At 55.4% G+C, this 21,880-nt stretch carries 16 protein-coding genes; 13 read left to right on the top strand and 3 right to left on the bottom strand.

Annotated features, from left to right (window positions below):
* Positions 1-332: 332 nt before the first annotated feature.
* Together BMX66_RS14210 and BMX66_RS16080 are read right to left on the bottom strand one after the other, a co-directional pair.
* Positions 333-1,154 carry a methane monooxygenase/ammonia monooxygenase subunit C gene (locus BMX66_RS14210; protein ID WP_090883356.1) on the bottom strand — a complete coding sequence of 274 codons (822 nt, stop codon included), beginning with the start codon at positions 1,152-1,154 and terminating at the stop codon, positions 333-335.
* Positions 1,155-2,072: 918 nt separating this feature from the next.
* Complete coding sequence (locus BMX66_RS16080) at positions 2,073-3,005, bottom strand: PEP-CTERM sorting domain-containing protein (RefSeq protein WP_090883358.1); 933 nt, start codon at positions 3,003-3,005, stop codon at positions 2,073-2,075.
* A gap of 721 nt (positions 3,006-3,726) precedes the next feature.
* Here BMX66_RS16080 and purL point away from each other — a divergent pair.
* The 12 genes from purL to der all read left to right on the top strand — a co-directional run bounded on the left by purL (position 3,727) and on the right by der (position 20,487).
* Entirely contained in the window at positions 3,727-7,764 is a 4,038-nt protein-coding gene (gene purL, locus BMX66_RS14220) for a phosphoribosylformylglycinamidine synthase (protein WP_090883360.1), read from the top strand.
* The gene (locus BMX66_RS14225; RefSeq protein ID WP_090883362.1) at positions 7,761-8,030 is read left to right on the top strand and encodes a hypothetical protein; all 270 of its coding nucleotides are present in this window, start codon (positions 7,761-7,763) and stop codon (positions 8,028-8,030) included. The genes purL and BMX66_RS14225 overlap by 4 nt, the downstream gene beginning before the upstream one ends.
* A gap of 28 nt (positions 8,031-8,058) precedes the next feature.
* A complete protein-coding gene (locus tag BMX66_RS14230) occupies positions 8,059-9,315 on the top strand; it encodes a ChaN family lipoprotein (protein ID WP_255398975.1) in 1,257 nt (418 codons plus the stop codon).
* Positions 9,316-9,341: 26 nt separating this feature from the next.
* A complete protein-coding gene (locus BMX66_RS14235) occupies positions 9,342-11,396 on the top strand; it encodes a M1 family metallopeptidase (RefSeq protein WP_255398976.1) in 2,055 nt (684 codons plus the stop codon).
* Between the two features lie 201 nt (positions 11,397-11,597).
* Entirely contained in the window at positions 11,598-12,023 is a 426-nt protein-coding gene (ndk, locus tag BMX66_RS14240) for a nucleoside-diphosphate kinase (RefSeq protein ID WP_090883366.1), read from the top strand.
* 21 nt (positions 12,024-12,044) lie between these two features.
* Positions 12,045-13,142, top strand: a complete 1,098-nt coding sequence (gene rlmN, locus BMX66_RS14245) for a dual-specificity RNA methyltransferase RlmN (protein WP_090883369.1) — start codon at positions 12,045-12,047, stop codon at positions 13,140-13,142.
* A 123-nt stretch (positions 13,143-13,265) separates the two neighbouring features.
* Positions 13,266-14,228: a RodZ domain-containing protein gene (locus BMX66_RS14250; protein ID WP_090883370.1), complete on the top strand. Its 963-nt coding sequence runs from the start codon at positions 13,266-13,268 to the stop codon at positions 14,226-14,228.
* A gap of 39 nt (positions 14,229-14,267) precedes the next feature.
* Positions 14,268-15,512, top strand: coding sequence for a flavodoxin-dependent (E)-4-hydroxy-3-methylbut-2-enyl-diphosphate synthase (gene ispG / locus BMX66_RS14255; RefSeq protein WP_090883372.1), 1,245 nt, complete (start codon positions 14,268-14,270; stop codon positions 15,510-15,512).
* On the top strand, positions 15,502-16,803 hold the full coding sequence (hisS, locus tag BMX66_RS14260) for a histidine--tRNA ligase (RefSeq protein ID WP_090883374.1): 1,302 nt from the start codon (positions 15,502-15,504) through the stop codon (positions 16,801-16,803). Before ispG ends, hisS begins: the two co-directional genes overlap by 11 nt.
* 13 nt (positions 16,804-16,816) lie before the next feature.
* Complete coding sequence (locus tag BMX66_RS14265; protein WP_090883376.1) at positions 16,817-17,443, top strand: tetratricopeptide repeat protein; 627 nt, start codon at positions 16,817-16,819, stop codon at positions 17,441-17,443.
* Positions 17,444-17,498: 55 nt separating this feature from the next.
* A complete protein-coding gene (gene bamB / locus BMX66_RS14270) occupies positions 17,499-18,950 on the top strand; it encodes an outer membrane protein assembly factor BamB (RefSeq protein ID WP_255398977.1) in 1,452 nt (483 codons plus the stop codon).
* Positions 18,951-19,086: 136 nt separating this feature from the next.
* Positions 19,087-20,487 carry a ribosome biogenesis GTPase Der gene (gene der / locus BMX66_RS14275; RefSeq protein ID WP_090883378.1) on the top strand — a complete coding sequence of 467 codons (1,401 nt, stop codon included), beginning with the start codon at positions 19,087-19,089 and terminating at the stop codon, positions 20,485-20,487.
* 127 nt (positions 20,488-20,614) lie between these two features.
* Here der and apaG read toward each other — a convergent pair whose 3' ends face one another.
* Positions 20,615-20,998 carry a Co2+/Mg2+ efflux protein ApaG gene (gene apaG, locus BMX66_RS14280; protein ID WP_090883427.1) on the bottom strand — a complete coding sequence of 128 codons (384 nt, stop codon included), beginning with the start codon at positions 20,996-20,998 and terminating at the stop codon, positions 20,615-20,617.
* Between the two features lie 168 nt (positions 20,999-21,166).
* Here apaG and rpe point away from each other — a divergent pair, with 168 nt between their 5' ends.
* Positions 21,167-21,850 carry a ribulose-phosphate 3-epimerase gene (rpe, locus tag BMX66_RS14285; RefSeq protein WP_090883380.1) on the top strand — a complete coding sequence of 228 codons (684 nt, stop codon included), beginning with the start codon at positions 21,167-21,169 and terminating at the stop codon, positions 21,848-21,850.
* Positions 21,851-21,880 lie beyond the last annotated feature (30 nt).

A 21,880-nucleotide genomic window follows, 5' to 3' on the forward strand; every position in this document is an offset into this window, starting at 1 on the left:
CCTGGCTGAAGCTATCAATTTGAAATTTAAGCAGGGCCGGGATTCTGCTATGTGTAAATTCATTCCGTTCCTGGCACGACCAAGCCAGGCAGGTAGTTGACGCTCAGTTGCCTAATGCCCGGTTCAAGTGCTTTACATACCACTCGATTAATGGCTGGGAAACTTTTTGAAGTCGGCGCATCGAGTGCCTGAATTAAGGGCGCTCCATAGGAAGGGAAATTGCGGCATGCATTTGGAGGAATGCCTGACGCTGGTTAACTGGGCTTTACAAAAAACCCCATCCCCCACTAGGAAAGGGGATGGGGTTGTACAACAACGGTTACCGTCTGGACTTATATAACGTTATCCAGAATCGCTCTACTCTGTTTGTTCCATTGCACGTCCATGAGGTTGGAGAAGCGTGCAATGACCTGAATGGCAACTCCGCCGGAAAACAGGGCCGCCCATGCCAGCACCACGAAGCCCCAATGCAACGGCGCGCTGAAGAGCTCTTCCATGAACCAGAAGGCGTGACCCCATTCATTGAGGCCAACATTCGGCAGGCTCATCAGCGGACCGGCGATAGCCATCACCAGGGGAAACGAAGTTCCCTTGTTGTAGAGCGGCAACCGCGTCCTTGCATACAGGAAGGTTGATACGCCCATAATGATATACATCGGGAACGCCCCATAGAACAGCGGAATATGGCTGGGCGTGAAACTGGTGTCGCGAATAATCACCTGGTGCCAGGAAGCATCCTGTTCGGTGAAGAAGCTCGACCCCCAGTAGACGGCAAACATGTAAACGCCAAGCCACATCAGGAAATAGAAGTACCGCTTGATTTCCTTTTTCACCGGCAGGCTTGCCAGTTGTTCCCTGGTGTCGCCTGTCTTCCATACCCAGCCCCAGACCGTCAGGGCCAGGATCGGCCAGAGCATCATCTGAAAACGCCACAGGCCCATCCAGATTTTCTCAAATTCCGGTTCCATGGAGTCCATCCCATGGGAGTAGGCGTAGGTCTGCTGAAACCAGACCCAGAAAACGGCTATTCCCAGTATAGGCAGAAGACCCAGCTTGTAGTACCTGGAGTCATACCACTCCGACATGTCGAAGGCAGGACTGCCCGCCTTCGCGGCTTTATCTGCCGCTCTGTTTCCAAGTATCGTTGTAGACATCTAACTAGCTCCTTTTTGCAAATAATCAAAAATTCCGAAAGGAATTAAGAATTAAGAACAAAAACCAAAACTACCGCGGTTGCCACGATGCCGAGGAAATATGAAATGGCAAGAAGTTTTCCTGTTGTCATCATCGTCTCCTTTTGTCAGCTTGAGTCCACCTACAGCAAAAAGATCACAGTGTGAAGTTTTTGTGAAGTTTATGTGATCTATATGTGAAGACTCTTTCTCAGCGGACAAGTTCCCTTCAAAGGAACCTTCCTGATGAGCCAGAGCTTCAAGTCTCAGAGGGGGCGTACTGATGGCACAGATCCTTCCACTCTAGCGAGAGGACCTGCCTTTGCAATCTGCACGGTGATTATTCTGCTTTATCAGAGGGGCAAAGGAAGCAACAAGGAGGGGTAAGTACAATATGGATGAGGCTACGGAAGCAAATGATGTCGAATTTAGACAGCGATCAAAATGATTGACGATCAATTCAAACAGGTCTTTTTATTGCATCTGCTGCTCTTGCGGCACCGGTTTGGAGTTATGGCGGATTTGCTGAGGGATTGACACGAGGCATACAGTAAGGGATGCGGTTGCGGTTAACGACTTCGGGTGGCAACGCCCTTTCTCCGTTCCGCCTGGAAAAACTGGCGCAGGCCTTCAGAACCGGCGCTCCCCGGATACCCCGCATTTACGCGGGATATTGGTATTTTTTGCGCGGTTGCACGCGATAGCAGGTAAGCGAAGTTGCCGTTCTTGTTCAATATTCCCTTGCTATGCCTGCGAGTGTAGACGCCACTTCAGTTTTTGGAAGTTGATCAGTTTGGGGATGAATCTACCTTGCATAAAAATTATTGGCTTAGTGCTGAACGGGGCGCTTGAGCAAACCCAAGCACCCCGGGGGCGCACCTCAGCAGACTTTCTATATTTCTATTTCAGCTTTTCCTTTCTGCGGTTTACCATGAAACCCATCAGGCCGAGCCCCGCCAACAGCATTGCATATGTATCGGCTTCCGGAACTGCCGAAACCGCAGCATCTGCCGTGACTGACAGTTGGACGGGAAGCACGTTGTCGATTCCCGCTGTTGCACTCAAATCAAAGTTGCCAGTTGATTGAGCAGCTATATCAGCACCTGCATTTGCGATATCTGTACCGAGCACGGCAGATATTCCAGTGTTGGTAGTTGCAGTTGCCGCTGAGGCCCACATGCTGGCCGCGGTAGAGGTTGAGGTATCTGCGTCAGCAGTGAGGCCAAGCGTTGGAGCCGTGACTTCACCCTTGGTGATCGCGGCGACAGCAGGTGCGCCTACGGTGATCGTGCTTGTGCTATTTACCGCTTGTGCGGCGACGACTTCGCTCGTGACGTCAAGCGCGGGTGAGGCCAAAGTTATCTTGGTTGTCGCCGGCGCCGGAACGGTGGCTGCCAAACCGGCGTTGACATCAAGCGCGGTTAGACGGGATTTGCTGGCTAAAACTCCGGTTCCTGCGGAAATCCCTAAGTCAGTAGAGACTCCTAGATCATTAGAAACTCCCAAGTCTATGTCGGAGTTGGTAGAAGTTCCTACGTCCGAGGAAATTCCTAGGCTGTCAAAGGTTCCTATGTTAGTGGAAGTTCCTACGCCGGTAGAAGTTCCTGCGCCGGTGGAAGTTCCTACACTGGTGGAAGTTCCTAAGCTTCTAGAGGTATCTAAGTTCGTAGAAACGTCCGACCCGGCAGAAGCGCCTGAGCCTGTGGAAACGCCAAGTCCCGTAGATGTTCCCAATCCTGCAGAAACTCCTAATCCGCCAGATGCTGACGATTCTGCCACGAGCCCAAATATTGCAAGCAGGGCGAGTACAACCTTTTTTTTGTTCATTTTCATAATGCTTATTCTCCAGGTTTTAATATTATTTTAAAAAATTGAAGTTACAGCCGGCCAAATGGCGTTTAATCGAACAAACACAGCAATAACACGGCTATAGGCGGTAAAGCAATTTGTATGCCAGAAAATATCCAACACAAAGCTGAGGCATTACGTCGATTTTTGCCAGTTTTAACCAGAATTTTGTCCCCCACGGGTGACGCGTGTTCTTGCGCTTCAATTAACCACATGAACTGGAAGAGTTTTTCCTGTCGTTATATCAAGACAAATTTCCCCTTCCTGTGCTTGGGAGCATAAGCGCCACTTTCAGTTTTTTAGAAGTTGAATCAGTTTGAGAGAGGGAACTTATCTTTCACCTCGGCAAAAGGCGCCGCGTGACGCGCCTTCGGGTCTTGCCGCGGCTGATTTGATTTTTTTTAAAGGCTTCTTCTGCCTTTAACCACGAGCTCCAACAAGGGAGTACCGCCAGACAATGTGCGAAATAACGCCTGGTCGCTCAAAATCCCGTACAGCTCCTGCCAGTGCGTATAGCCAAAAGCAGGGCGGTCGAAGCCCCATACCGCGCAGCTTGCTATAGAGAACCCACCGTCGTTCCAATCCCGCAATGGTTAACGCGGTCGGTTCGTCTATCCTCGGGCACCAGAAACAGCCGGGCGCTACGGATGGAATGCCTTCTCGTGTAAAATCCCGTGTTTCAACTTGCCGACTAACTAGGTAGCCGATGCTTCGACTTCGGGGTGGCAACGCCCTTTCTCCGTTCCGCCTGGAAAAACTGGCGAACGTCCTCAGAACCGACGCTCCCCAGATATCCCGCATTTATGCGGAATATTGGTATTTCTGCGCGGTTGCACGCGATCTGCAGGTAAGTGAAGTTGCCGTTCTTGAGAAGCTGCTCAAGTGCTCCCCCAAGGGGCAGGCGGCCGGGCAGGCAGGACATGCCGATGAACTGCTGTTGGTCATACCCCGACCCGGAACCATTTCCCCATGGTCCACCAAAGCCACCGATATTGTCCACCATTGCGGGCTGGACGCAGTGGAACGGGTGGAGCGCGGCGTAGCATTTTATATTCGGACGGGGGACGGAGTTTCCGTCGAGTTATCCCAAAGCGCCAGGATTGCCCTGCTTGCGCTGATACACGACCGCATGACCGAGGCGGTGTTTGGCTCGTTCGATGATGCGGAAAAACTGTTCACGCATTTCAGCCCCCAGCCACTGAAAACGGTGGATGTGCTGATCGGTGGAAAAGATGCGTTGCAAAAGGCTGATACCGAAATGGGCCTCGCGTTGTCGCCGGATGAAATCGACTATTTCGCGGCATATTTCATCCACATCCAGCGCAATCCCACAGATGTGGAATTGATGATGTTTGCCCAGGCCAACTCGGAGCACTGCCGACACAAGATTTTCAACGCAGACTGGGTGATAGACGGCAAGCCCCGTACACAATCGCTGTTTTCAATGATCCGCAACACGCATCAGCAGCATCCGCAGGGTACCGTGGTGGCGTACGCCGATAATTCCTCCATTATCGAAGGGGCGAAGGTCGCGCGCTTCTATCCCGGCAAGGACAATGCCTATGGCTATGCCGACGAACAGACGCACATCCTGATGAAAGTGGAAACCCATAATCATCCGACAGCGATTTCCCCTTATCCGGGCGCTGCAACCGGGGTGGGTGGCGAGATTCGCGACGAAGGCGCCACAGGCCGGGGAGCCAAACCCAGGGCTGGCCTCAGCGGCTTCTCTGTTTCCAATCTGAATATTCCCGAATTTGTTCAGCCTTGGGAAGTGCAGTCACAGGGGCAGTTGCAGGGCGGAGCCAATCATTCTCCTTCCTATGGCAAACCGGCGCGTATCGCATCAGCATTGCAGATCATGCTGGAAGGCCCTATTGGCGGCGCCGCGTTCAACAACGAGTTCGGGCGGCCCAATCTGGCGGGTTATTTCCGCACGTTTGAGGAAAGCGTTGCCGGCGAGATGCGCGGGTATCACAAGCCCATCATGCTGGCTGGCGGTATAGGCCATATTGCCGAGCGCCATTCTTTCAAGGAAGAGTTTTCTGCCGATGCCCTGCTGATTCAATTGGGCGGGCCGGGAATGTTGATCGGTCTGGGCGGCGGCGCCGCTTCCAGCATGGATACGGGAAAGAATGTGGAAAGCCTGGACTTCGATTCAGTGCAGCGCGGCAACCCGGAAATGGAGCGGCGGGCACAGGAAGTCATCGACGGCTGCTGGCAGATGGAGAGACGCGGCGAGCCTAACCCGATTCTTTCGATTCACGATGTCGGCGCTGGTGGTTTATCGAATGCGCTACCTGAACTGTTGCATGGTTCAGGACGAGGAGGCTCATTCAATTTGCGCGATATTCCCTCGGAAGAGCCAGGCATGTCGCCGATGCAGATCTGGAGTAACGAGGCGCAGGAGCGTTACGTGCTTGCCATCAGGCCGGAGTCGCTGGAATTGTTCCGCGCGATCTGCGAGCGCGAACGTTGCCCGTTCACGATGGTGGGCACGGCAACGGCGGACGGTCGGCTCATTGTGAGCGATCCTCTGTTCGATAATCGGCCGGTTGATATGGACCTCTCTGTACTGCTGGGCAAGCCGCCGAAAATGACGCGCGAGGTAGCGCATGTCAAAAAAATGCTGACATCATTTGATACAGCGGGATTGAATCTGCGAGAATCGGCGTATCGTGTGCTTCGGTTGCCCGCGGTTGCAGACAAGACCTTTCTCATCAGCATCGGCGACCGCAGCGTTGGCGGTATGACCGCGCGCGACCAGATGGTAGGGCCCTGGCAGATTCCCGTTGCGGATGTGGCGGTAACACTGATGGGTTACCGCACGAATCTGGGCGAGGCCTTCGCCGTGGGCGAGCGCACCCCGGTGGCGTTGGTTGATCCCGCTGCTTCGGCACGCATGGCGGTTGGCGAAGCCATTACCAATATCGCCGCCGCGCTGGTTGAAGATATCGGAGAGATCAAGCTTTCCGCCAACTGGATGGCTGCGGCGGGGCACCCTGGCGAAGATGCAGCGCTGTTCGATGCAGTGCACGCGGTAGGCATGGAATTGTGCCCCTGGCTTGGAATCAGCATTCCCGTGGGTAAAGATTCGATGTCCATGAAAACCGTCTGGGAAGCGGACACTGGTCAAGGCGCTGCTGCAGCCCGAAAAGAAGTCATTGCACCTCTGTCCCTGATCGTTTCCGCGTTTGCAAGAGTAGCGGACGCGCGCAAAACGCTTACCCCGCAATTGCGCATGGATTGTGGCGCGACAGAACTCATTCTGATCGATCTTGGAGTTGGGAAAAACCGGTTGGGCGGTTCGGCGCTTGCCCAGGTTTACAAGCAGGTAGGGGATGAAGCGCCGGACATAGATGGTCTGGAAGGAGCTGACCGACTCAAGGGCTTTTTCGCAGCCATACAGCGTCTGAATCGCGAAAACAGGATAATCGCATATCACGACCGCTCCGACGGCGGCGTGTTTTCGACCTTGTGCGAAATGGCTTTTGCGGGACACGCAGGCCTGAGCGTCAACCTGGATCAGTTGTGTTTCGATGCGCTGGCGACCGACATCGATGGCAGCGAACGGGAACCGGAAGCACTGGGCGGAAGATTCGTGGAGCGCATCCTGTCTGTTCTGTTTAATGAAGAACTGGGCGCAGTGATCCAGGTAAAGACCGATGATCGCTGGGATGTGCTCGGTGTATTGTCGGAAGAAGGTTTGCGCGACTTGAGTTTCGTCATTGGCAGCGTTGATGGCGAGGATGAAATCCGGTTTCTGCGCAACAACAAGCCGGTATTCGCAGAGAAGCGCGTCGACCTGCACCGCGCCTGGTCGGAAACCACTTACCGGATGCAGAAGCTGCGCGACAATCCGGAATGCGCGCAACAGGAGTACGACCGCATACTCGATGTCGGCGATCCAGGCCTGCATGCACAACTGACCTTCGACGTGGATTGCGATATCGCCGCACCTTACATTCACAACGGGACGAGGCCGCGAATCGCAATTTTGCGCGAGCAAGGCGTGAATGGTCACGTCGAAATGGCCGCGGCTTTCCACCGGGCGGGATTTGAGGCGACCGACGTGCATATGAGCGATATCATTGCGGGGCGCGTCTCTCTCAGGGATTACAAGGGCTTTGCAGCATGCGGCGGATTTTCATACGGGGACGTGCTGGGCGCAGGGGAAGGCTGGGCAAACTCCATTCTGTTTAATCCGCGAGCTCGCGACGAATTTGAAACATTTTTCGCGCAGAGCGATACCTTTGCGCTGGGAGTATGCAACGGCTGCCAGATGATGAGCAATTTGCACGAAATCATTCCTGGGGCCGGGCATTGGCCAAAATTTATACGAAATAAATCGGAACAGTTCGAGGCGCGCTTTGTCATGGCGGAGGTTCAGCAAAGCCCGTCACTGTTTTTCGATGGCATGGCCGGGAGCCGGATGCCTGTTGCGGTTGCGCACGGTGAAGGTTATGCGGAATTTACCGATGAAAGCGGGGTCTCAGTAATCTCGCCTCTGGTCGCGCTGCGTTTCGTGGATAATCGGGGAAAACACACCGAGATTTATCCGCTTAATCCCAACGGCTCTCCTCAGGGTATTGCCGGTGTGACCACTGCAGATGGACGTTTCAGCATCCTGATGCCTCATCCGGAACGCGGGGTCCGAGCCGCGCAGAACTCCTGGCATCCGGACTGGCGCGAGGATGCGCCCTGGATGCGGATATTCAGGAATGCGCGTAAGTGGGTGGGATGAGCAATCGAACTGGGCGAGGTGGCAGCAAGATAGGTGGCAGCAAGATATCCGGCGAGAATATTATCGTAGACTTCGTCACCGGGCTTGACTCGGAATCCAGTCCAGATCAGAAATGGCATGCTTGGAGCGTCTCTTATACCTTCGTCATTCCGGGCTTGACCCGGAACCGTCCAAACCAGCAATGGTGTGCCTTGAACGCCCCTGATACCGGCTATCGACGGCACGACGTTATACTGTTTGTACTGTTTTTTCATCGAATCAGATAATTTGGATAAGAGTAAAGGAGTATCCAGCTTGAAAATTTTCCAAAGCGCTTTTTTTGCCTCCTCTGCCTCCTTTGGCGCGTTCCTCGTCTTTACTGTAGTTGCGTCCAGCGTTTTCCTTGATAATGCATTGGCGCAGACGAAGCCCACGGCCAGCAAGGAGAAAGAACAGCAAAGCGCGGACTGTGTCCCGGTCGGGAACTGGATCGTGCCCGGCAACGGGAAGATTTCCAGCACCGAGGCAATTTCTCAGGCCGCCAAGCGCTCAGTAGTGCTATTGGGTGAAATGCACGATAATCCCGAACACCACCGTTGGCAACTGCAGACGCTGGCGGGGCTGCATACGCTGCACCCCGACATGGTGATCGGTTTCGAAATGTTTCCGCGCCGTGTGCAGAAGGCGCTAGACCAGTGGGTGGCGGGGGAACTCACGGAATCGGAGTTTCTCGCAGCCGCCGACTGGAACGGTGTCTGGAGCACCGACGTCAATCTCTACATGCCACTGTTCCATTTTGCGCGCATGAACCGTGTGCCGATGGTCGCCCTCAATATCGATTCGCGCTTGAGACGGGCGGTTGCGGCGAAGGGTTTTGGAGGCGTTCCGGAAAATGAACGCGAAGGCGTGATGCCTCCCGCCGCGCCGAGCGAAGCTTATCTTGGTTACCTCCTGCCGATCTATGGCGAGCACGAGCGCGGCGGCAAGAAGCGGGCGAATGCGGGTCGCGATGATCCCGACTTTGTGCGCTTTGTCGAGGGACAACAGCTCTGGGACCGGGCAATGGCACAGGCGATACAATCCGCGGCGAATCGGCCGGGACATCCTCTTGTTGTCGGGATCATGGGGTCGGGACATATAAAGTATGGTTATGGGGTCCCTCACCAACTGAAAGACCTCGGTATAACCGACATCGGCACGCTGCTGCCCTGGAACAGCGGCGCAGGGTGCGGAAAAATCAGCGCAGGAATGGCTGACGCAATATTCGGTACCGCGTCGCTAGCCGGTGTGTCGCATGAGCCCCAGCGGCAGCGTCTCGGTATACGGTTCGAAATGGCCCAGGATGGGGGGGCTCGGGTGCTGCAGGTGGAAAAGGGCAGCATTGCGGAGAAATCGGGTCTCCGCGACAGCGACATAATTATTGAAGCCGCGGGTGTCCCGGTCAAGCGAATGGAGGATATCGTGGAAACAGTCAAGCGTCAGGCGCCCGGCACCTGGTTGCCGCTCAAGGTGAAGCGCGGCGGCGATACGATCGAGATTATGGCCAAATTTCCGGCGCTGCCCGGGCGATGATGATGAGGTGGATGATGAGGCTTACGATGGGCTCGCGTACTCTGGATATATGGAGAGGCATCGCTTGTGTCTTGTTCCCGATTCTTGCGACAACGGGTGCATACGCGGCGTCCAGGGGTACCGACACCCCCGATATCCACTATGACATTACCGTGAATATTGACCCGGTAGCACGTAGCATCGAAGGACGCAGTGTTATTACGGCAAATACACCGGAAGAGTTGACCCTTGTGCTTGGGCGCCGTTTTGGAGTGATGCATGCGCGTGTTGATGGCACCAGTCTGGGGCCTGCCGCAAGCATGGGCAAGATGCGGGCCTGGGGGATTTCAGGGATTGCGGGCGAGGGGCAGTTGCCACGCCGTATCGAGGTTCACTGGCAAGGAGACCTTTCTGCGCTTGATGCGTCGCTCGATCATTCCCAGACGCTGGGACGGGACGAGCCGGCAAGCGGCGAGGCCGGTACTTTTCTGCCTGATTCAAGCGGCTGGTATCCGTACATCGCGGGAAAGCTTGCCAGCTATCAGGTGAATATCGAGCTTCCAGCCGGGCAGCGCGGCATCGTCCCAGGCCGATTAATGGAGGAATCCGACTCCGACAAGGGATACCGTGCACGTTTTGAGTTCCCGTCCCCTACGGGTGGGATTGATCTCATGGCCGGTCCCTACACTGTCGAGACAGGCGCCATGCGTGGCGCGGGTGGTAAACCGATCCGGTTGAGAACCTATTTCCACCCGCAGATTGCCGACCTTGCGCCAGCCTATCTCGATTCGGTAAAAGGATATATCGAGCTCTACGAATCCTGGATCGGCGAATACCCGTTCACGGAGTTCAGTGTCGTATCGAGTCCGACGCCGACAGGTTTTGGCATGCCAACCCTCACCTACCTTGGAATAGAGGTGTTGCGGCTACCGTTCATCCGTTCCACCTCGCTGGGCCATGAGGTGCTGCATAACTGGTGGGGAAATGGGGTATATCCCGATTATGCGAAAGGCAACTGGTCGGAGGGGCTGACCACTTTCATGGCGGATTACGCTTACAAAGAGCGCGGAAGCTCCGAAGCAGCCCTGGATATGCGGCGGGGCTGGCTGCGCGACTTTGCCGCGCTTTCCCCTGGACAGGACGCATCCCTTGCAAGTTTCACTTCACGCACGCACGGAGCCACACAGATCGTCGGCTATAACAAGGCAGCAATGATTTTCCTCATGCTGCGCGATTTGCTCGGGCGCGAAACCTTCGATCGCGCACTCCAGACATTCTGGCGCGAGCAGCGCTTCCGGGTTGCCTCATGGGCGGATTTGCAGCGTGCGTTCGAAGCAGCATCCGGACAGGACCTGAGCGTATTCTTCGATCAGTGGCTCACCCGTGCGGGTGCCCCGGTTCTGCGCATTGCGGAAGCCGAACCTGTGAAGTCAGACTCTGGTCCTCACCGTGTTACAGTCACGCTTGAACAAGGGGACCCCGCGTACCGTCTGCGTGTTCCGGTAGCGATCCATACCGCAGAGGGCGAGGAGCTTCGTACGCTTGACCTTGAGAAGCCTCGTCAGACATTCATACTTGATATAGGCGCGCAGCCACTACAGGTGACCCTTGATCCTGACCTCCGGTTGTTCCGGCGCCTGATGCCGGAAGAGGCGCCGCCGATTCTGCGGCAAGTAATGGTAGACCGGACAGCGGCCACCATTTTACTTCCGGAGAACGGTGAAACGCGAGGGGCAGCCGAAACGCTCGCGACAAAAATTCAAAATCGTGCGCCCAAACTCGTCTCGGCGGCGGACACTCCGCCGGTTGCGCCAACACTGGTGATTGGCCTGCAAGACCAGGTCAACGCCTGGCTTGCGCGGCATCAGTTGCCTGCGCGGCCTGAGATTGTGGGAAATAAAGGCTCCGCGCAGGCCTGGACGGTAAGCCGAGCCGATGGCGGCACGCTGGCAATCGTATCCGCACGTGACCCCGCGTCTCTCGTCGCGCTGATGCGGCCGTTGCCGCATTATGGCCGCCAGAGCTATGTTGTTTTTGAGGGCGCGAAGATGATCGGGCGCGGCTCATGGCCGACACGTTCACAGGTGGTAAAACTGGACTGACGGCTCAGGGCGGAAGCGGCAGACACCGCATTTGAATTGAATAACCCCTCAACGGGTCTCCCGGGGGCCTTTTCAGATGTTATTTGTCATATTATTTCATAGACCGGAATCAGTCGCCGGCCAACCGTTCCGATTTCCCGACTTCGAAGCGGGTATTTTTGGTAAAATGGAGTTTAATTTATTAATTTTGTGGAGTATTTGATGGCCGTCGAGAGAACTCTATCTATCATCAAGCCGGATGCGGTGGCAAAAAATGTGATAGGAGAAATCTATTCCCGCTTTGAAAGCAATGGATTGAAAATAATCGCAGCACGGATGTTATGGCTGTCGCAGGCGGATGCCGAGGGTTTTTACGCGGTGCATCGCAGTAGGCCATTTTTTAACGATCTGGTGAAATTCATGATTTCCGGACCAGTCATGGTGCAGGTTCTGGAGGGCGAAGGCGCGATCGGGAAGAACAGGGAACTGATGGGCGCGACAGATCCCCAAAAGGCCGAGAAAGGAACTATCCGCGCGGATTTCGCGGACAGCATCGACGCCAACGCGGTGCACGGCTCCGACGCACCCGAAACCGCGGCGGTTGAGATTGCTTATTATTTTCCCGAATTGAACATTTATTCTCGATAAGACTGTCCACGACTCAACATTATGAGCGTTAATCTACTCGATTTCGATGCAAAAGGCCTTGCGGGTTTCTGTACGGAAATCGGCGAGAAGCCTTTTCGCGCCAGGCAATTGCTGCGCTGGATCCATCGGTCCGGCGAGGCGGATTTCGCCGCGATGAGCGATCTGGCGAAAGGGTTGCGGGACAAGCTCTCCACAACGGCCGTGATCGAATCCCCACGGGTGATCAGCGATCATGCCGCTGCCGACGGCACCCGTAAATGGCTATTGTCAGTGGGCGCCGGTAACGGTATAGAGACGGTTTTCATACCTGAAACAAACCGTGGGACCTTGTGTATTTCCAGTCAGGTCGGTTGCGCGCTGGCATGCACTTTTTGCTCTACCGGCAGGCAGGGGTTTAACCGGAACCTGACGGTAGCGGAAATCATCGGCCAGTTATGGTGGGCGAATAAAGCGCTGGCTGAAGCGTCGGATGAGGTGTCCGGACACGATCGCGCCATCACGAATGTAGTGATGATGGGCATGGGCGAGCCGCTGGCCAATTTCGAGAATGTGGTGACGGCGCTCGATCTGATGCTGGACGATAATGCCTATGGCCTGTCTCGGCGACGCGTGACGGTTAGTACCTCGGGTCTCGTACCCGCCATGGACCGCCTGCGGCAGCGCTGCCCAGTCGCGCTGGCGGTATCGTTGCATGCACCCAACGATGGGTTGCGCGACCAACTGGTGCCGATCAACAGGAAATACCCGATCAGGGAATTGTTGGCGGCATGCGAACGCTATCTGGAATCGGCGCCGCGAGACTTCATTACTTTTGAGTATGTCATGCTGGATGGTGTCAACGACAGCGTGGCTCATGCGCATGAATTGGTAAAACTGGTACACCGCGTCCCTTGCAAATTCAACCTGATCCCCTTTAATCCGTTTCCCGATTCCGGTTACCGGCGTTCGTCGGCAGGCGCTGTACGCTGCTTTCGAGACGTGCTGATGCAGGCTGGACTGATTACAACGGTACGCAAGACGCGGGGGGACGATATTGACGCCGCTTGCGGTCAGCTTGCCGGAAAAGTGCATGATAAGACCCGGCGGGCAAGCCGCGGGCTTATGGAAATGGCAAGATGAGACACATGCAGATGCAGATGGATTTCTTCAGGCGCAGCGCGCACCTCGCGCACTCCATGGTGATAGCGACGATTCTTCGATACCACGCGGGCGCCAGGTGTTGCGCAACGGCGGATTCGAGTCATGGACGCCCCTGATAACAACGACATCGGTCGTGGAGCAGAAGCAGCGCCAGTCCGCAAAGAACGTGGGCCGGGCAGGTTGCTGCAGGATGCGCGGCTGGAGCGCGGTTTAAGTATCGAGGATGTCGCGCGGCAGCTGCGATTATCGGTACGCCAGGTCGTTGCGCTGGAGGAGGATGACTACGACAAGGTGGCGACCGGAACATTTTTGCGCGGATTTGTACGGAATTACGCCAAACTGTTGCAGATCGACTCGGCGCCGTTGCTGCGGCAGTTGGAGGACGCGCTTCCGCCGCCTCCCGCTCCAACCATTTCCTATCCGAGCGAAGGTATTCCCTTCCCCTCGAATCAGAAAATGGGAAAGCGCAACCTGATTATTGGGGGAGCCGTAGTTCTGGCGCTGCTTTTGCTGATTTATGAAATCTATCGTGGCAGTGAGGCCAATGTCGAAAAGCAGCCAAGCGTGCAGGCCGAAACCGGAATTGAGGGCGGGCAAGCAGATGCATTGCCGCAACTTCAATCGTCAGACGCAATGTCGAACGGTAAGCCCGATGCAACGTCGCCCGACAGGGAAGACGGCGCGCCTGAGCAGCAGGGTATTCCCTTCCCTGTCCCACCCCCGGTGCAGCAGATTACGCCTGAATCGCGGGGCGCGGTTTCTCCCGGATCCGCGAATCCCGGATCGGCAAATATTGCCGGGACGCCTGGCCGTGTCATTGGAGAAAACGGTGTTCATTTGATATTTGAAGGAGAATCGTGGACGGAAATCAAGGACGGCAGCGGAAGGCTGCTTCTTTCCAAAATTAACCCTCGCGGTACCGAGCAAGTCGTGCACGGTATGCCACCAATTTCCCTGACAATCGGTAACGCCGCCGAAGTCAAGCTGGTCTACAATAACAAGCCGGTGGATCTGGCGCCTTTCACCAATGCCTATGGCGGAACGGCACGCCTGTCGCTCAAATAGAATTTAAACATTTACAAGTTTTTTATACCTGATATGACTATGTCCCCCAATACTTTCCCTCAACGCCGAAACAGCGTGGGCGTTCGCGTAGATGCCATCAACATCGGCGGCGGTGCGCCGGTGGTGGTGCAATCCATGACCAATACCGATACGGAAAACGAAGTTGCCACTGCGATACAGGTGGCGCAACTTGCGCGTGCGGGATCGGAACTGGTGCGCATTACCGTTAATACCGCCGCAGCGGCGCAAGCAGTGCCGGGTATCCGGGCGCGCCTTGACGACATGGGGTGCGACGTGCCGCTGATAGGTGATTTTCATTTCAATGGTCACAAGCTCGTGACCGACTACCCCGATTGCGCGAAGGCGCTGGCCAAATACCGCATCAATCCGGGTAATGTCGGGCATGGCAGGAAACGCGACGAACAATTTTCGATTCTCATCGAAACGGCCTGTAAATATGGCAAGCCGGTGCGTATCGGCGTTAACTGGGGCAGCCTCGATCCCGAACTGCTGGCGCGGGTAATGGATGAGAATGCGCGTTCCAGCGACCCGAAGGATGCGGCCCATGTAATGCGTGAGGCGCTGATTACCTCGGCGCTGGAAAGTGCGGCAAGAGCGGAAGAGATCGGATTGGCCCGCGACCGGATCATATTGTCGTGCAAGGTAAGCGGCGTGCGTGACCTGATTTCGGTCTACCGTGACCTGGCGGCCCGGTGCGATTATGCACTCCATCTGGGACTGACCGAAGCGGGCATGGGCTCCAAGGGAATCGTTGCCTCTACCGCTGCATTGTCAGTGCTGCTTCTGGAAGGCATCGGCGACACCATACGCATATCGCTTACACCTGAGCCGGGTGGTGACCGCTCGCGTGAAGTGATCGTGGCGCAGGAAATTCTTCAAACGACGGGATTGCGCGCATTTGTGCCGCTGGTCGCGGCATGTCCGGGCTGCGGCCGCACAACCAGCACCTATTTCCAGGAACTGGCGGAGAGCATTCAGGGTTACGTTCGCAGTCAGATGCTGGTTTGGCGCGAAGAATACGATGGCGTGGAAAACATGACGCTGGCGGTGATGGGGTGCGTGGTCAACGGCCCCGGCGAAAGCAAGCATGCCAATATCGGTATCAGTCTGCCTGGCTCGGGAGAAAGACCTGTTGCGCCGGTTTATGTGGATGGGCAGAAGTCTGTAACTTTGAAAGGCGATAATATTGCCGGTGAGTTCCGGCAGATCGTCGATGAATATGTACAGGCGAAATACCCGAAGAAAGCTGTCAATGCCCACTAGAGGGATACAAGCCATTCGCGGGATGAACGACATCCTGCCTGAACAGATATACCTTTGGGAATTCTTCGAGCAGGTGGTACGTGATTGGATGGCGGCTTATGGTTACCATAACATCCGCATGCCAATTGTCGAGCAGACTGACTTGTTCGTGCGTTCCATCGGTGCGGTAACAGACATCGTCGAGAAGGAGATGTATACCTTTCTCGATCATCTCAACGGCGACAGCCTTACCTTGCGCCCTGAGGGAACCGCTTCCTGCGTGCGCGCAGTACTGGAACACAATCTTCTCTACGCAGGCCCGCAAAGACTGTATTATTCCGGTCCCATGTTCCGTCATGAGCGTCCGCAGAAAGGACGTTACCGGCAATTCCACCAGGTGGGCGTGGAAGCACTCGGGTACGTGGGTCCGGATATCGATGCCGAGCTCATCATTATGTGCGCGGAATTGTGGAAGAGATTGGGCATTTCCGGTGTGCGCCTGGAAATCGGCACACTTGGCAGCACCGAATCGCGGGTCGTACACAGGGCACGGTTGATCGGGTATCTGGAGCGGCATCTGGGTAGACTGGATGATGACGCTTCGCGCCGATTGCACAGTAATCCGTTGCGAATACTCGACAGCAAGAACGCCGAGATGAAGGAAATCATTGAAGGCGCGCCGCGGTTGATGGACGACCTGGACGAGGATTCACTAGCCCACTTCGAGAAGCTCCAGCATATCCTGCGCGGGCAGGGAATAGACTTCGAGATCAATCCGCGACTGGTGAGAGGGCTGGATTATTACAACCGCACCGTATTCGAATGGATAACCGACAGGCTTGGCGCGCAGGGCACAATATGCGCGGGCGGACGCTATGACGGACTGGTGGAACAGATCGGCGGAAAGGCTGCCCCGGCATGCGGTTTTGCCCTGGGTGTGGAGCGCGTGCTGGCTCTGATGGTGGAAAGTGCCAGCAAAGTAAAGCGTCCCGTACCGGACGCCTACGTGATACATCAGGGCGACGCTGCCCATGGCTTGGCCTGGAAAACGGCAAGGCATTTGCGGGACAATGGGCTCAAGGCAATTTTGCATTGCGGGGAGGGCAGCTTCAAGGCACAAATGAGGAAAGCTGACACCAGCGGTGCGCGCTTTGCCATCATCATCGGCGACGATGAAGCGAGAGCCGGCGAGATAAGCATCAAGCCTTTGCGAGAGGCGGCAGAGCAGGTGAGAGTCGGACTCGCGGAAGCAGCGGATCTGCTTAAAAGTACCAGTATGAACTTGAACGAACTTGAACCAGAAAATTCTTAATTCGGGAAGCTAAATGGCAGCCTATAATCCGGAAGAGCAGGAAAACATAGAGGAACTCAAATCCTGGTGGAACACGTATGGCACGTTGGTGATTGTCGTTGTAGCGGCCTTTGTCACCGGTATAGGGGGCACCCAGGCGTGGAATTACTACCAGAGACAGCAGGTTGAACAGGCGGCGGAGTTGTATGACTCCCTGCTGCAGGTCCAGGGGAGTGGAGATCCCAAGAAGATCGGTGACGCCGCCGGTTTGCTGATGGAAGGGTTTTCCGGTAGCGGCTACGCCTCGCGTGCAGCCCTGATTTCGGCAAAAGCCAGCCTTGACGGAGGCGACTTGCAAACCGCAAAAGGCCGTTTGCAGTGGGTGCTGGATAATTCGAAGGAAGACGAGCTGAAAGATCTTGTTCGTCTGCATCTGGCCAGCATATTGCTGGATGAAAAAAAATACGATGAAGCGCTGCGTCTGCTGGAAACCGGACACGGCGAATCTTTTGATGGCCTGTATGCCGATCTCAAGGGCGATGTACTCACCGCGGCGGGCAAAGCGACAGAGGCACGCGCTGCCTATCAAATGGCACTCGCCAAGATGGGCGGAAAAGGCACCTATCACAGTATCGTTCAAATAAAGCTGGACGCCTTGTGAAACGCCGGATAACGAATTTGCAATAGAGGGGCGAACCGGACCTCGTGCCACTGCAATGCACTGGAACACCCCGAGGGCGACGCGTCGGGCGGGACATTCCGATCTGCTCAGGCCTGAATGGCTGAAATGGTCATTATCCGCAATAATCTTTCTCAGTAACCTCCTTCACGTGAACTGGAACATGCCTGCAGGCAAGCCCGCGTCTCCGACTAAGTTCTTCCTTCCGCGTGAGACCGCGGTTCCCTGCGCCAAATCCCATGGCGGATCGACTCAGGGAATTCACGGGAATGCCGGCGCCGGCGCAATGTGGCGGCATGCGTTGCTGCTGGCGTCGTCGTTGATACTTTCCGGGTGTGTAGGTATGGTAGACATGGTGCGCGATGTGGCACGCGACCTGGCCGATATCGACGTGTCAGGCATCACCGAGATGTTCGGTGGCGGAGGTGTTGAGTTGACTCCGGACCAGATTGCTCAATTGGGGGTGATTCCTCAGGCCCGCCTACTGTGGCAGAACAAGGTTGAAGAAGGGCAGGCTGCAGTATTTGTGCCGGTGCTGGGCGCGGATGCGGTATATGCGGCAGGCATGGATGGGCGTTTGGTGCGTTTTGATCCCGCTTCAGGCAAGGAATTCGGCATTATCGATACCAAGCACAGGCTGTCGGGCGGCATTGGCAGGGGTGAGGGCATGCTGCTGGTTGGAACCTTCAGAGGCGAGGTTCTGGCGTTTGATGAGAAAACCGGCAACCCCTTATGGACGGCACTGGTATCCAGCGAGGTATTAAGCCCGCCGCAGGCTGCAAACGGCATGGTGGTGGTTCGCAGTGGAGACGGCAGAATTTTTTGCCTGGATGCGAAAGACGGCAAGCGCAAGTGGATCTATCAGGGCGCCACTCCATCGCTTACGGTGCGGAGCTTTGCCGGTGTTTTGATCGCGGACGATAAGGTGTACGCTGGTTTTCCCGGGGGAAAGCTGGTAGCGATAAACATGTCCAATGGCAATGCCGCCTGGGAGGCGGCGGTAGCGCGGCCGCGAGGTCCGACGGAACTGGAGCGGCTCGCAGATATTACCAGTTTACCGGTGATGGATGAACAGCAGGTATGCACTGTAGCTTATCAGGGACGCGTGGCCTGCTTTGAAATTGCTACCGGTAACCAGATATGGGCACGCGAGGTATCAAGCAATGCCGGCCTGGCCATGGATAAAAATTACCTTTACGTAAGCGCGGATCGGGGCGCGATACTGGCTTACGATAAAAAGGATGGAAGCAGCATCTGGACGCAGGAACTGCTCAACGGACTCAGACTGTCTCCGCCACTTATTCAGGATGCCCGCATAGTGGTGGGGGATTCCCAAGGGTATGTCAATATCATCCGGAACGATAACGGCGCCATTATTGCCCGATCCCCCACCGACGAGAGCGCGATCGTTACCCGTCCGGTGCCTCTTCCCAGCGGTTTCGCGGTGGTGCAAACCAGAAAGGGTGGAGTTTATGCGTTCAGCATGTAACCGGCAAAATTCGGGAAATTCATCCACTGCTGCAAAAAATCGGCAATACTCCATTTGCTGCTGCAAAAAATCGGCAAGGTATTACTTTTCTCCTTCCGTGTCGAAGGATTGACGTTTTAAAAAAGAACCCAAGACCATGAAACCCACCCTCGTACTGGTAGGGCGGCCAAATGTCGGCAAATCGACGCTTTTCAACCGTTTGACCCGCAGCCGCGATGCGATCGTGGCGGATATTCCCGGGCTAACGCGAGATCGCCATTACGGGCACGGCAGACTGGGGGATAAGCCTTACCTGGTGGTGGATACAGGCGGTTTCGAGCCAACGGTGACGGAAGGTATTCTGCACGAGATGGCCAGGCAGACGCGACAGGCGGTCGACGAGGCTGACATGGTGCTTTTCATCGTTGACGGCAGAACGGGTTTGGCGTCGCAAGACAAGATCATCGCGGAACAACTGCGCAAGACCGGCCGCAAAATCATACTGGTGGTAAACAAGACCGAAGGCATGGCGTCTTCCGTCGTTACCGCCGAATTTCACGAACTGGGGTTGGGCGAGCCTTGCGCGATTTCCGCAGTGCATGGCGACAACGTGAATGAATTGGCGGAGTTGGCGTTACAGGATTTTCCTCAACCGCAGGAAGACGAAACAAAAGACAAGCACCCAAAAATTGCGATCGTGGGACGCCCCAACGTCGGTAAATCGACGCTGGTAAACACGCTGCTCGGAGAGGAGCGCGTAATCGCCTTTGATCAGCCAGGCACCACCCGCAACAGCATCTATATTGATTTCGACCGCAACGGCCGCAGGTATACGCTGATCGACACAGCCGGGTTGCGCCGTCGCGGCAAGGTGCTGGAGACGGTGGAAAAGTTTTCCGTAGTGAAGACTCTGCAAGCGGTGGAGGACGCCAATGTGGTCGTACTGGTGCTGGATGCGAGCAGCGAAATTTCGGACCAGGATGCGCACATCGCCGGCTTCATCCTGGAAGCGGGACGTGCACTCGTGCTGGCGGTAAACAAGTGGGACGGCCTGGATGACTATCAGCGCGATATCATAAAAAGGGAGATCGCCCGGAAGCTGCCTTTTCTACTCAATTTCGCCAAATTCCACTACATATCGGCCCTTCGCGGTACTGGCATAAAAGGGTTGCTTCCGTCGATTGATGGCGCCTATGCGGCCGCGACGGCAAATCTCTCCACCCCCAAACTCACGCGGACCCTGATGGCGGCAGTGGAGAAGCAGCAGCCGCCGCGTTCAGGTATGTCCCGTCCCAAACTGCGGTATGCTCACCAGGGCGGCACCAACCCGCCTTTGATCGTGATTCATGGCAGCGCCCTTGACCATGTGCCTCCAACCTATCGGCGTTATCTCGAAAATACATTTCGCGAAACCTTCCAGCTCGAGGGCACGCCATTACGGGTCGAATTCAGGACGGGACGCAACCCTTACGCGGGGAAAAGCCCTGCACCGCTCAGCGAAGCTGAAGCAAAACGGGCTCACCGGCGCCGCCGATACGGCCGGAAAAAGTACGGCTAACCGTAAACCACCGAAAACAAGTCTCGAAGAGGTAGGGGTTGAAGAAGTAGCGTAGTCCTGATTTCCGCGCGATTCGCGCCTCTGCACAAAAGTACTGTCAAGATAAGCGAGCGGAATCCACGGGTTTTTAATGCAATATCCTCGGCACGCTCAAAATAAATTCCGGAATCGCGGCATCGAAGCGAAGACCGTCTTCAGCCACCATCTGGTAACTGCCTTTCATTGACCCCACTGGGGTGGAAATGGCGGTGCCGCTTGTATATTCAAAGCTGTCGCCAGGTTTTAGCAGCGGCTGCTCACCTACTACTCCCAAGCCCCGCACTTCCTGTATACCGCCCCCCCCATCCGCAATAATCCAATGGCGGCTGATAAGCTGTGCCGTAACGGTGCCTACATTGGAGAGGACGATGGTATAAGCGAATACATAACGATCAAGCGCTTCGTCCGACTGATCCGGAAGATAGGTCGTATGCACCTTTACAGAAATCTCGTATTTTTTTTCTTCAGGCATAGTCAACATTGCACACTATTTTCCAGTTCACGGCAAGGGTGGGTATTCATAATTAGCAATCATAAGTTCAAAAAATGGAGGAAAGGTATCTCTTTCATAGCAAAGCTGTTGGCGCGAAGTCCTGAATTACGGTTAAAATCGAGTTTTTTGATCACAAGGAAGCCCTTCATGGCTAATTATCGCATCGCTCCGAGCATTCTTTCCGCAAACTTTGCCAAGCTGGGGGAGGAAATTACTGCAGTTATCGATTCCGGTGCCGATTTTATTCACTTTGATGTGATGGATAATCACTACGTGCCCAATCTCACTATTGGTCCGCTGGTGTGCGATGCGATCCGGCCCCTGACGGACGCTGTTATCGACGTGCATCTGATGGTTGAGCCAGTGGACCGTATTATTCCAGACTTCGCCAAGGCTGGCGCCAACATCATTTCCTTTCATCCGGAGGCATCCCGGCATATCGATCGCACCATCGGACTCATCAAGGAGCAAGGCTGCAAAGCCGGCCTGGTGTTCAACCCTGGGACACCCTTGAATTATCTCGACCATGTGCTGGAAAAGCTGGATCTGGTACTGATAATGTCAGTGAATCCCGGTTTTGGAGGACAGCAGTTTATTCCTGAAGCGTTGGAAAAACTCAAGGCAGTTCGCAAGCGTATTGACGAAACCGGGAAGAATATCCTGCTGGAAATCGATGGAGGCGTGAAAGTGGATAATATCGCGGAAATCGCTCGCGCAGGAGCCGATACTTTCGTTGCGGGTTCCGCTATTTATGGGGCGGGTAAGGATAGCGATCCGCATCGCTACGATACAATACTGGCAGCTTTGCGCTTGGAGTTGGGAAAGGTTTGAACCGTTTGAGACCAACTGAACCAATGACGC

The organism is Nitrosovibrio sp. Nv6 (assembly GCF_900110495.1).
Classification (GTDB): Bacteria; Pseudomonadota; Gammaproteobacteria; order Burkholderiales; family Nitrosomonadaceae; genus Nitrosospira.

Bases quoted from the DNA above. Each gene is read 5' to 3' on its own strand.
- BMX66_RS14210 (WP_090883356.1), bottom strand. From the start codon at position 1,154: ATGTCTACAACGATACTTGGAAACAGAGCGGCAGATAAAGCCGCGAAG.
- BMX66_RS16080 (WP_090883358.1), bottom strand. From the start codon at position 3,005: ATGAAAATGAACAAAAAAAAGGTTGTACTCGCCCTGCTTGCAATATTT.
- purL (WP_090883360.1), top strand. From the start codon at position 3,727: ATGCTTCGACTTCGGGGTGGCAACGCCCTTTCTCCGTTCCGCCTGGAA.
- BMX66_RS14225 (WP_090883362.1), top strand. From the start codon at position 7,761: ATGAGCAATCGAACTGGGCGAGGTGGCAGCAAGATAGGTGGCAGCAAG.
- BMX66_RS14235 (WP_255398976.1), top strand. From the start codon at position 9,342: ATGGGCTCGCGTACTCTGGATATATGGAGAGGCATCGCTTGTGTCTTG.
- ndk (WP_090883366.1), top strand. From the start codon at position 11,598: ATGGCCGTCGAGAGAACTCTATCTATCATCAAGCCGGATGCGGTGGCA.
- rlmN (WP_090883369.1), top strand. From the start codon at position 12,045: ATGAGCGTTAATCTACTCGATTTCGATGCAAAAGGCCTTGCGGGTTTC.
- BMX66_RS14250 (WP_090883370.1), top strand. From the start codon at position 13,266: ATGGACGCCCCTGATAACAACGACATCGGTCGTGGAGCAGAAGCAGCG.
- ispG (WP_090883372.1), top strand. From the start codon at position 14,268: ATGTCCCCCAATACTTTCCCTCAACGCCGAAACAGCGTGGGCGTTCGC.
- hisS (WP_090883374.1), top strand. From the start codon at position 15,502: ATGCCCACTAGAGGGATACAAGCCATTCGCGGGATGAACGACATCCTG.
- BMX66_RS14265 (WP_090883376.1), top strand. From the start codon at position 16,817: ATGGCAGCCTATAATCCGGAAGAGCAGGAAAACATAGAGGAACTCAAA.
- bamB (WP_255398977.1), top strand. From the start codon at position 17,499: ATGCACTGGAACACCCCGAGGGCGACGCGTCGGGCGGGACATTCCGAT.
- der (WP_090883378.1), top strand. From the start codon at position 19,087: ATGAAACCCACCCTCGTACTGGTAGGGCGGCCAAATGTCGGCAAATCG.
- apaG (WP_090883427.1), bottom strand. From the start codon at position 20,998: ATGCCTGAAGAAAAAAAATACGAGATTTCTGTAAAGGTGCATACGACC.
- rpe (WP_090883380.1), top strand. From the start codon at position 21,167: ATGGCTAATTATCGCATCGCTCCGAGCATTCTTTCCGCAAACTTTGCC.